Here is a 12,059-nt window from a genome sequence, read left to right on the forward strand (position 1 = left end):
GTTATTTCTATTACTCGTAACGTAATGCAGTTATTGGATCTAAAGCCGAAGCTTTTCTTGCAGGATACCACCCAAAAAAGATACCTGTTACCGCACAAACAGCAAACGAAATCACTATAGAATATAATGCAACACTTGTAGGCCAATTTAAGAATTTTTCGATAAAAACTGTGGCTCCGAGTCCTAAGATTACACCAAGCAATCCACCAGTAATACTTATTAAAATAGCTTCGATTAAAAACTGCATTAAAATATCAGACCCTTTACCACCAACTGCCATACGCAAACCAATTTCTTTAGTACGCTCTTTTACAGAAACATACATAATATTCATAATTCCTATTCCTCCAATTAATAATGAAATTCCGGCTACTGCAACTAAAAGTACAGTTAACATTTCGCTAGTAGAACTAAAGGTAGAAATTAATTCTTCCATAGAACGCACTGTAAAATCATCGTCTTCTGAGTCTAATAATTTATGTTGCTCTCTCAAAATTTCTGTAACCTGAATTACAGCATCGGCAGCATCATCTTCACTAATTGCAGATGCCATAACCTGATTAAGATAATCTATTGCCAAAATACGTTTTTGTACTGTAGTATAAGGCGCAATAACAACATCATCTTGATCTTGACCAAACGTATTTTCTCCTTTTTCTTCTAAAACACCAATTACTTTAAACGGAATGTTATTAAAACGAATCATTTGTCCAACTGGTTGCTGTCCATCAGGAAATATATTATCTACAACGGTTTGTCCTATAACTGCTACTTTTGAAGCCGATTGCACATCTGCATCTGTAAACATACTTCCGCTTTGTAAATCCACTACTTTAATATCTAGATATTCTGGATTAACACCATAAATTGTAGAAGGCCAGTTGTTAGAGCCATTAATAACTTGTCCTCCACCATTTACAACAGGTGTAACATAGCTTAACAAACTGGCTTGCTCTTTAATTAATTGATAATTTTGAAGTGTTAAAGTTTGTACATCTCCTCCACTACCTCTAGCTGGACCTCTATCGTCTGCTCCTGGTCTTATGGTAATCATATTTGAACCCATATTTGAAATGGTAGAACGAATACTCTCTTTAGAACCTTCTCCAATAGCTAACATTGCTATTACAGACGCCACACCAATAATGATACCTAACATGGTTAGTAAGGTTCTCATTTTATTTAGTACAATTGCTTTAAAAGCAATTTTTATTAAATTTAATAGTCTCATAATTAATCGTCTTGTTTAGGCAGTTTTGCTAATTGCTCTGCTGCAGATTGTATTTTATGATTTTTATAATCTTGCATGATATTTCCATCTTTTAACACGATTGTTCTGCTACTAAAAGTGGCAATATCTGGCTCGTGTGTTACAAAAGTTATGGTAATCCCTTTTTGATTTAACTCTTGAAACAAGGACATAATTTCGTAAGACGTTCTTGTGTCTAAGTTTCCTGTGGCTTCATCTGCCAAAATCATTACTGGATTATTTACCAACGATCTTGCAATAGCGACACGCTGTTGTTGTCCTCCTGAAAGCTGCGAAGGTGTATGATGCAAACGCTCACCCAAACCAACCATTTCTAATGCTTTTATAGCACGTTCTCTGCGCTCTTCAGTAGACACTTTACTGTTATATAACAATGGTAATTCTACGTTTTCAATTGCAGATGTTCTTGCTAATAAGTTATAAGATTGAAATATGAATCCTATTTTTTCGTTTCTTATTGTTGCTAATTCATTTCGGCTTAAAGCCTTAACACTTACGCCATCAATTTCATATTCTCCAGAGGTTGGTTGATCTAAACAGCCTAAAATGTTAAGCATCGTACTTTTTCCAGAACCACTAGAACCCATTATGGTAACAAATTCACCTTCTTTTATATTAAAAGAAATTCCTTTTAAGGCATGTACCGTTTCGGTTCCCATGGTAAACTGACGTTTTAAGTCTTCTATTTTAATAATATCTTTACTCATGGCTTTTATTTTTTCTTGTTTCCTCCTGGACGTTGTGGCATAAACGGACTTTCGTTTGCTCCTGCTGGTCCTGAAGCTTCTGATTTTGATACACCTTTTAAACTATATACTAACTCATCACCTTTATTAATTCCACTTAATACCTCTACGTTAACTCCATCACTAGCTCCAAGTGTTACTGTTTTTGGTGTTATACTTTTATCTTTTCCTAATACCCAAAGTGTAGTTTCATTTTTAGAATTTACCTTATTAGTATTTGATAAATTATGAAATGCATTGTAAGACGCTAACGTTTCTGTATCTGGAGTAAAGTTTATGGCTTTGGCTTCTGCAGTTAACACATTGTTTAGCTCTAAAGTATAAATTGAAATGGTTGCTGTTAATCCTGGTTTAAGTTTTAAATCTGGATTGTGCGCCTTAATAACCACTGTATACGTTACTACGTTTGAGGTTACTGTTGGATCTAAACGAACCTGAGTAACTTCTCCTTCAAAAGTTTCGCCTAAATAAGCATCTACTGTAAAGGTTACACGTTGTCCTTCTTTTACATTACCAATATCTGCTTCATCTACATCTGCTTCTACTTGCATTTCTTTTAAATCTTGAGCTATTGTAAATAAGGTTGGTGTGCTTAAACTTGCTGCAACGGTTTGTCCTTCGTCAATTGCTCTAGATAATACAACGCCATCAATTGGAGAATAAATATTGGCATATTCTAAATTGGTTCTAGCCGATTGTAAATCTGAATAACGCTGTGTTACCGTTCCTTTAGCGGTTGCATAATTAAATGCAGCATCATCAAAATCTGATTTACTTATGACTTGATTATCGTAAAGCGTTTGTTGTCTGTCGTAAATAGTTTTGGTATAATTTCTTTGGCTTACAGCATTATCGTAAGCTGCTTGTGCTTGTGTTTTTGCAGCATTTAAGTTGGTTTTATCTAATTCTGCAATAAGCTGACCTTCTTTAACAACGCTATTGTAATCCACATAAATTTTCTCGACAACTCCAGAAACTTGTGTACCAACTTCAACTTGTGTAATTGGCTCTATGGTTCCTGTTGCAGTAACCATAGTGGTTACATTTGCTTTTTTAGCTGTTACTGTTTTTGGTTCTATAACTATGGCATCTTCACCATTTATAAAACTGAATGCTACAATAGCAAGTATTACTAATACTACGCTTCCTAATATGATTTTCTTTTTAGATTTCATAATTCTGTTAATTAATTTTAATATTGTTTCCTTGATAAAATTGTAATAATTGATGGTATAAAATATTTAAGTATTTTGCCTGCAAGTAGTTTTGTTGAGTATTTGTAAAAGTGTTTTGACTTATTACCAAATCGGTTGTACTTAAATCTCCTAATTCATACTTTTTTTGTGCTAACTTGTAACTTTGCTCTGCTGCAGCTTTAGAGGCTTCCGAAGCTATTAATTGCTCTTGAGCAGAGACTGCATTTTGATAAGCCGTTTCAACTTTTTTATAAACTTCTTTTTCCGTAGTTTGCTTTTGTATTTGGGCTTTTTCAATATTTATAGTTGCGGTTTGCACTTCTGCTTTTGTTTGATTTCTGTTGAAAATTGGGATAGTTAACGATAATCCTAATTTTTGATTGAAATTGACATCAAATTGATCTGAAAATGTATTATCATTTATACTTGTGTAACCAGAACCAATACTTCCTGTTAAAGATAATGTTGGTAAAAATCCACCTTTAGCAATGTCTAATTCTTTTTCGCTTGCTGCAATATTTAAATTACTAGTTTGTATTTCTGGCAAGAAGCTTAAGGCATTATTATAGATTTCGTTTTTATTAAGTTCTAGGTTTATTAAATCGATATCATCGTCTAAACTTTTAATTTCAATAGTATCTAAAGGCGATAATTCTAATAATTGTTTTAATTGAATGATGTATTGTTGATAATCATTTTTAGCCGCAATTACATTGTATTTATTTGTTGCTGCCTGACTTTGAGCTTCTGTATAATCGCTTAATGCAATAGTTCCTGCATCTAAACGTGCTTTTGCTCTTAGCACTTCTTTTTCTGAAGCATTTACATTATTTTCTGCAATAGCAATACTTTCTTTACTATAAAGCGTTTGTAAATAGATTTCTAAAATACTTAAAACAATATTGTTTTTTTCTACTTCCTCTTGGTAAACACTCTGCTCTAGAAATAATTTATTTTGTTCTATTTGATTGTTAATTTGGTTTCCTTGAAACAAAGTCATTGAACTATTTATTCCAACATTTGTACTGTGTATTTGATCGGTAACATAATCGCTAGTAATTGGATCTATAGTACTTCCGTTAGAAAAACTCTGTGATGCGCTTCCAAATAAATTTGGTAATCTAGACGACTTCGCTTTACTGTAATCTATTTCTGCTATACTTTTATTTAAAGCAGCATCTTTAACAACAATGTTATTTTCTAGAGCATAATCGATGAGCTCTTCTAAAGACCAAACTTTTGTGTTAGTGCTAGGTAAACTTTCTTGTGCAAATGCTATTTGCATAAAAAAGAAACTTGCTATGATGATATATAATTTCATTTTAAAAGTGTTTTAAATTAACACTTCAAAGATGAAACTATATGCATTCTTATTATAAAGCGATAGACGTTTGAGGGTTTTTACTATACGAAATCGGGAAATCTATCGATGAGATTTTTGAAAAGTACTCACTAATTAATTATTTAAATAAATAACATTAGTATTAAATCTAAATAAATAGTCATAAATTATTATAACAAATTTGATATATCTAACAATGTCGTTTACAAGTATTCACAAATAGAATTAACAACTATGTTGCATTGTTCAATTTTATTTTAATAATTTACTTTAAACGTCTAGGATATTAGTACCAAGAATAAACGGAAATAAGGATATACTATTATAAACACAACCAAAGGAGCGTTAATTTTTATAGACTAAGTGAGGAAGGAAATTTTTATAATTTTTTTTTAAAATCTTAATTTAAAACAGAAACCGTTAGTTACGCATAGAGCCAACTAACGTCTTGTTTCTAATATAAAATAACTTGACTTCCTATTTTTACAAATAGTATTTTTTATGGTTGCATTTAGTGTATTAAAACTTTTTTTACAATTTGTTTATCATTTAGATTAATCTTTATAAAATATAAACTATTAGCACTTAATTTAAAATCTAAACTTGCTTTATTTTTATTAATAAAATTATATGTATTTACAAGTTTTCCATTTAAATTAAAAACAGTAATATTTGAAATATTATTATTAGCCACATTTAAAGTAAGCATTCTATTGTTTTTATTATATGATGAAGTAACTCCTGTTTGATGATTAAAATCATTTATACTTAATGCGCTAGGCTCTAAAATTTGAAATTGCTGATTAGGATTACTAGGATTAACTTCATAAGTCTGAATTTGTCCTCCAGAAGAACCATCTTGAATATCAAACGCTTTGATAGGATTATTAACTGAGCCAAAATTACAAGTTGTAAAAGCTATCTCTATTGTATAATTATTTGCAACTGCAGATTGAGAAATTTTGAATTCAACATTTAAATCTGAACTATTAAAATTAGCTTTTACATCTCCAAAATTACCACACCAACTATCATTAATCCCTAAAGTATTACCAGAACCATTATTAACTATTTTATAAATATCGTTTCCTTGATGTGTAAATGTCCATAATTGATAATTATCAGTATCATTAGGTGAAGCCATAAAAGCTTCATAATCATCACCAGTTTCAGTGGTCATAACTTCTGTATTTACTGAATTAAAAATCTTATAACTTCCGTCTGCTATTATTTGTGAAAACGATACACAACTAATCAACAAAGCTAAGGTGAGAAATATTGTTTTTTTAAAGTATTTTTTTTTCATAATAATGAAGTTTTAAATTAATAGATTATTGATTGTATTGCATGAGGTGGAATTGTATATACTACTTCATAATCACCAACTATAAGCTTATAATCAATTGAATCGTTTGTTTTATTCATTACAACCGTTACAATTTGACCATTTGGATTTTGAAAAGAAGTACTTTCAATAGTACTTCTACTTGTTGTTGTACTAATACGTTTTGCATTAGGTTTAATAAATTTTGAAAAGTGACCAATATAGTAATACGAAGGTGTATAAATTAGAGTATTAGTTCTTGTATCTGCATGAATTGGTGAAAAACAGAAATTTTGCACATGATTTGGTCCACCGGTATGATCTAGTAATACATTCCAATCAGTCCAACCAACAGTGCCATGATTGAAATCGTTAATCATAGAGTTACCGTAACGTTCAGCGTTAGACCATCTTTGATATTCAGCTTCTTCAAATTTTTCTTGGCAGCCTTCTGTAAATAATAGATTTTTATCCGGGAACGATTCGTTAATACTTCCTAAGTTATCATATTTAGGGTCTCCTCCTGTCCAGGTTTCATACCAATGAAATCCAATTCCCCAAGCATATTTAGCTGCTTCAGGATCTTCAAATATAACATTAGCACGTTGAGAAATTAAATCTCTATTGTGATCCCAAACCACAATATTTTTATCACCTAAACCAGCTTTTTCAAATGTTGGTCCTAAATAGTTTTTTAGGAAATCGCGTTCCTCTTCAGCTGTATAAATACAAGATTCCCAACGTTGTGTTGCCATTGGTTCATTTTGAATAGTAACTCCCCATACCGGGATACCTTCAGCTTCATAAGCTTCAATAAATTTGATATAATAATTTGCCCAATTTTGATAGTATTTTGGCAACAACTTTCCGCCTTGAAGCATATTTTTATTTGTTTTCATAAATGCAGGCGGACTCCAAGGACTAGCGTAAAACACTAAATCGTTGCCAATAAGTTGTGTTGCTCTTTTTATTAAAGGGATTCTAAATTCTTTATCGTGTTCTATAGTAAATGTTTTTAAATCTGCATCACCTTCCTCAATATAGGTATGACTTCCTGAACCAAAGTCACTACTATGAATACTAGTTCTAATAATATTATAATTTACTCCTTCTTCGCTATAATATGCTTTAAGAAATTCCTCTTGCTTATCTGAACTTAATTTTGCAAAAACTTCAGCGGAAGCATCTGTTATAGCTCCTCCAATACCTAAAAATGTTTGAAAACTTTTGTTTGGATTTATAAATACAGCAACCTCTGTTTCTAAAGGTTGTTTTGCATCTGTAAAAGAAAATTCTCCTTGATGTGATAATCGTAAATTTGTGTTTTCAGCAGTTGTAAATAACGTTGCTTTTGTTGGTTTAAAAGCGAGTACTTTTTCTATTTTTGATTCCGTTTTTTTATCCTTATTTGCTTCACTTACACCATCTGCACATGAAGCAACAACTAATCCTGTAAAAGCAACTATAAAATTTTTTATTGTCATTTGTTTATTTTTTTACCATACATAAGTAGCAACAGATCCTGCTGGAATTACTGTTGTTACTGGTTCACTTGATACATTTATATTTAAAGTTTTTTGAGTATCTGAATTATTTAAAACAATTACTACTATATCATCCTCCGGTGTTTTATAAGCCACATTAGGAAACTCTACAGAATAGTTAGAGTCTATTCTAACCGAACCTACAGGCACAAATTTTGAAGCATGTGCAATAATATAATAGCCTGGATTTCTTTCTACGTTATTGCCATCAATGGTAATTGCACCTAAGCATTCTGTACAACCACCATCCGTGTGTGGATTGTTATTTGAATCTGCAGCTAAATTCCACTCTAAAACATTTTTACTCCAGTTTCTTGGCGCACCAACTATAAGTTCTCTAATATGCCATCTTAGGTCTGAATAAAAATCTCCAGGTGCTTGAATCCACTGTTCTGTAAAATACACGTTTTTTTCTGGGTGCGCATTATGTACTAAGGTCATATTACTTATTTGACCAGCATATAAATGAAATGCAGAACCATCTATATAACTTTTTGCACTAGCATCATTTAAAATTGAAATTGGATACTCTGGATGATCTAAATTATGATCGAAAAGAATAATTTTGGTTGTAATATTTTCTGCTTGAAAAATTGGCCCTAAATGATCTCTAATAAAAGTTTTTTGCTGCTCTGCACTCATTACCATACTTGGATTATTGTGTGGGTTTTCTGGTTCATTTTGAATGCTAATCGCATCAATTGTAATTCCTTGAGCTGCCATACCTTGTATATATTTTACAAAATAGTTAGCATATGTATTATAGTATTGTGGCATAAGTTCACCCCCAATAGTAGATCCGTTAGTTTTCATCCAAGTTGGTGCTGACCATGGTGTCCCCAAAATTTTAATATTAGGATTTATTGCTAATATTTCATTTAAAACTGGAATGAGATTAGCCATATCTGGGTTCAATGAAAAATTATTAAGATTTTCATCGGTTTGTCCATTTGGCATATCGTTATAACTAAATGTTGTTGCGTCTAAATCTGAGGATCCAATACTTATTCTTAAATAACTTACTCCAATGCTATTATCACCAGCACCAAAAAGTTCTTGTAATAAATCTGATCTTGACGATGAAGACATTCCATTGATTAAAGCTGCACTTCCTCCCGTTAATGAATAGCCAAAACCATCCATCTCTTGGTATATTGTAGCATCTGAAACACTAATAGTAAAATTATTATTATCGGCTAACGGAAATATACCGTTAGACTGAGGTGTTAATAGGTTCGTTTTATCTGGAGATGTTAAATAATAACTAACACCTACACTTGTTTGTTCAGGTGGAGTATAGTATGTATCGTCTGTATCATCACATGCTTGAGTAATCCCGAAAAATGTAAAAAGAATTATAAGAATCTTCATGTTAATTTTTTTTATGCTAATATTCATAGTTTTCATATCAATTTTTATTGAGCAACAAATTCGTAAGTTCCTGTAGTATAATCGTCGCTTAAAGTTGCTGTAACCTCGAAAGCACCATTAGTACTAATATTTCTAATATTAGAACCACCTCCATTAATTATTGTTCCTGACAATTCATTTGGAGATTCAGAACCAAAATCATTATCCCAAGGAGAAATAAATTTCATATCATAATTTGCAGAAAGTGGTGTTGTAATTTTGAATGTATTTGGGTGGACATAAGTCATTAAAAATTCATTTCTATTGTCCCATCCTTGATTAATTTCGTCCCAATGGAATAAAAATAAATTATAGAATTGCCAATGAAAATTAGCGCTTGCAAAGTTAATAGTAATTGTATAAGCTTGGTTTCTCTCTACAATAATACCTCCAGATCCGATGTTTAAAATTGAATCCTCACTTACCGAAACCGCATCAGGAGATGCTGTAGCTCCAATATTTGTACTAATTGCATAAGATTCACCCGAACCATCTGCTGCAGAATTAAGCGTTATCATATCATCAACTTGTAAAGCTCTGTGTGTACTATTTGTAAATATATCTCCATTTCTATTTAACTCTTCTACCATTGTTCCATTAACAAATAAAAATAATTGATCTGGTGTTACGATTGGTGTACTAGTATCTTGTTCTATTGAAAATGTGTAACCACTAGAGGTTAACTGCAGTGTTACAACAAAAAAGCCCAATTGTGAGGATTGAATATCTTCGAAAGTAAAACCTTGATTCGCTGCTTGAGATTCCATAATTAAGGTACTTGGAGACCCAACAACACTTTTTAAAAGGTAAGACCAGTTTCCATTGGCTCTAAAAACAAAACTACCTGTATCGACTAATTCAATCGTAGAACTCCAAATACCTCCTCCTTGATAAGATAACGGTTCATCGGCTCCCCAACCTCCATTTATTGGTTGACCTACCATACTCCAATAATCAATTTTCAATAAACTGTAAGTATTATCGTCTAAGTTTACCATAATTCTATAAACCCCATCTTCTTGTGCGACAATAGGTTCGCCTGATTTTACTAAAACACCATCTGCTCCACCATATTGATGGGCTGGCAAAGATGTTTCGCTATAAAATTTGTACGTATTACCAGCTGTTAAACTTGTATAAACCTCATGAACATTTGATGCTAATCCTTCTGAATTATTTAGCCGTTTTAATTGAATGGCCTCTGCTAAGTTATTTTCATTTTCGGTAGCCGTACCAGAAATGTATAATCTTGTTGGAATAATTTCATCTTCAAAACGTGTTATTGCTAACGATTGACTATCATAAGCGGTTTTACTTAAACTTATAGCTTTAACAGCCCAAGTAACTTGAGCGACTTCACTTACAGGATATCCAGCAATTGATAATGCTTCATCAATATCTGCAAAAGAAACAATAGCTGACGTATCAGTGCCTGAATTACTTGAAGCTATTTGATATATTGGTGTTTCAAAATTTGTAGAACCTAAAGTATCTAATACAACAGAATATGTAATAGCATAACCTGCTGTTGATATTGCTGGGTCCCAACTAAAAGTTATAGTTTCGTTTGGTGTTTCCTGATCTAATATTATAGTTTGATTGCTTTCTGGCAATGTAGCAACTGGTGCTATTAAGCCCCACTGCCCTTCGGGTTGCATATTCTCTTCAGTATCACATGCTGTTACTGCAATAGATATGAAAATAAATAACAAAAGGTATTTATATATCTTTTTCATAACTGTTTTTATAAAGGGTTTTGAATCAAAGCAGGATTTCTATCTAGCTCTTGCTGCGGAATTGGTAATAATATTTTTGCTTCAGTCATATTATAATTCACAGGACTATTATTTCTTAAATCTATTTCAACTAAGTTATTCATAGTAGATATGGCAACATTATATCTTACCAAATCATCAAAACGATGTCCTTCTTGAAACAACTCTAAGCGGCGTTCTTTTAGAATTGTATTCCTTAAAACGCTTTGAGAACTTTTTTCTTCTGATGTTAAATCTGGTAATAATGCTCTAGTTCTAATTCGATTCACTTCTGTTGCTGCAAGCTCTAACTGACCTAATTCATTTAAAGCTTCAGCTTTTAAGAGAACAATATCTCCATATCTTATTAAATAAGGATGATCTGAACTAGCAAAACCATTAGCATTTTTCCACTTATAACTAAAAGGTATAGAGCTTCCTGGAGCATTTCCCCAAAATTCATCTACCCATTGGACCTCTTCAAAAAGAATTGATGCATTTTTTCTAACTGTATCTCCCAGTAAATCAAAAGCATTCACTAAATCTACAGAAGGTGTTGCAAATTTTCTCCATGCATCACCAGAAACTGAAGGTGGTAGCAATAATTGTGGCCCATAATTACCTTCTACACCTCCTAAATACTGTACTTCAATAATAGATTCTGCATTGTTATAATGGTTTCCATCGAATAGATCACTAAAAGGAATAAGTGTGTAATTAGCCGTACTAGTTTCTACAGCATTTATATGATTTAAAACTACATTATAATCAGGGTTTTGTTTTTGAGCATAAGCTTTGGCTGCAAGTGCATGAGCTGCTCCTGCTGTAGCTCGAGCTTTATTTACACTAGTATCATTCCCATAAGTATCTGGAAGCAAGATTGCTGCGTTGTCAAGATCTGTTGTAATTTGAATGTAAACATCTTGAGCACTAGACCTAGCCACGTTAACACTTTCTGCATCTACTGACGTTATGGTATTAGTTATTAAAGGTACACCTCCCCATAATTTTACTAATGTAAAATAGTGATAGGCTCTTAAAAAAAGTGCTTCTCCTTTAATTTGCTGTCTTCGTTCTGGAGTTAATAAAGGATCTGAAATTTGATCTATTTTTTCAATTATAAGATTTGCTTTTGAAATAGCGTTATAAATATTTGACCAATGAGTAAACAACCTAGAATTTGTTGGAGTAACTTCTAAATAATCTATTTGAAATATTTCTGGATTATCCCCACCGGCATAACAATTATCTGACCTTACATCTTGAAATAAAACATTATCCCAAACATAATATTCTGAAGACTGAAATGATTCATAAGCTCCAACTAATGCTGCTTCTATCTGGCTTGCAGATTCATAGGCATTACCACTTGTTTCTGCTGAAATAGGACTTAAATCTAAATAATCTTCGCATGAGATTATTGAGATTGTAAGTAATATTGCAATTAAAATTTTATTGTACTTCATAATCATT

The 12,059-nt window shown here is 31.9% G+C and carries 9 protein-coding genes; all 9 read right to left on the minus strand.

Translation table 11 applies throughout. From position 1 onward, the window contains the following. Positions 1-10: 10 nt before the first annotated feature. The 9 genes from CLV86_RS04285 to CLV86_RS04325 all read right to left on the minus strand — a co-directional run bounded on the left by CLV86_RS04285 (position 11) and on the right by CLV86_RS04325 (position 12,052). A complete protein-coding gene (locus CLV86_RS04285) occupies positions 11-1,231 on the minus strand; it encodes an ABC transporter permease (RefSeq protein ID WP_121050040.1) in 1,221 nt (406 codons plus the stop codon). Positions 1,232-1,233: 2 nt separating this feature from the next. Next, a complete protein-coding gene (locus CLV86_RS04290; RefSeq protein ID WP_121050043.1) occupies positions 1,234-1,977 on the minus strand; it encodes an ABC transporter ATP-binding protein in 744 nt (247 codons plus the stop codon). 5 nt (positions 1,978-1,982) lie between these two features. After that, positions 1,983-3,191 (minus strand): efflux RND transporter periplasmic adaptor subunit, encoded by a 1,209-nt coding sequence (locus CLV86_RS04295; RefSeq protein WP_121050046.1) that lies wholly within the window; start codon positions 3,189-3,191, stop codon positions 1,983-1,985. 7 nt (positions 3,192-3,198) lie between these two features. Next, entirely contained in the window at positions 3,199-4,533 is a 1,335-nt protein-coding gene (locus tag CLV86_RS04300) for a TolC family protein (RefSeq protein ID WP_121050049.1), read from the minus strand. A 532-nt stretch (positions 4,534-5,065) separates the two neighbouring features. Beyond that, complete coding sequence (locus tag CLV86_RS04305; protein WP_121050051.1) at positions 5,066-5,860, minus strand: T9SS type A sorting domain-containing protein; 795 nt, start codon at positions 5,858-5,860, stop codon at positions 5,066-5,068. Between the two features lie 17 nt (positions 5,861-5,877). Beyond that, entirely contained in the window at positions 5,878-7,362 is a 1,485-nt protein-coding gene (locus tag CLV86_RS04310; RefSeq protein WP_121050053.1) for a glycoside hydrolase family 30 protein, read from the minus strand. A gap of 12 nt (positions 7,363-7,374) precedes the next feature. After that, the gene (locus CLV86_RS04315; protein ID WP_121050259.1) at positions 7,375-8,793 is read right to left on the minus strand and encodes a glycoside hydrolase family 30 protein; all 1,419 of its coding nucleotides are present in this window, start codon (positions 8,791-8,793) and stop codon (positions 7,375-7,377) included. Between the two features lie 44 nt (positions 8,794-8,837). Next, a complete protein-coding gene (locus CLV86_RS04320) occupies positions 8,838-10,568 on the minus strand; it encodes a SusE domain-containing protein (protein ID WP_121050055.1) in 1,731 nt (576 codons plus the stop codon). Between the two features lie 8 nt (positions 10,569-10,576). Continuing rightward, on the minus strand, positions 10,577-12,052 hold the full coding sequence (locus tag CLV86_RS04325; protein WP_249037448.1) for a RagB/SusD family nutrient uptake outer membrane protein: 1,476 nt from the start codon (positions 12,050-12,052) through the stop codon (positions 10,577-10,579). Positions 12,053-12,059 lie beyond the last annotated feature (7 nt).

This window comes from Lacinutrix venerupis, assembly GCF_003663945.1.
Taxonomy (GTDB): Bacteria; Bacteroidota; Bacteroidia; order Flavobacteriales; family Flavobacteriaceae; genus Lacinutrix; species Lacinutrix venerupis.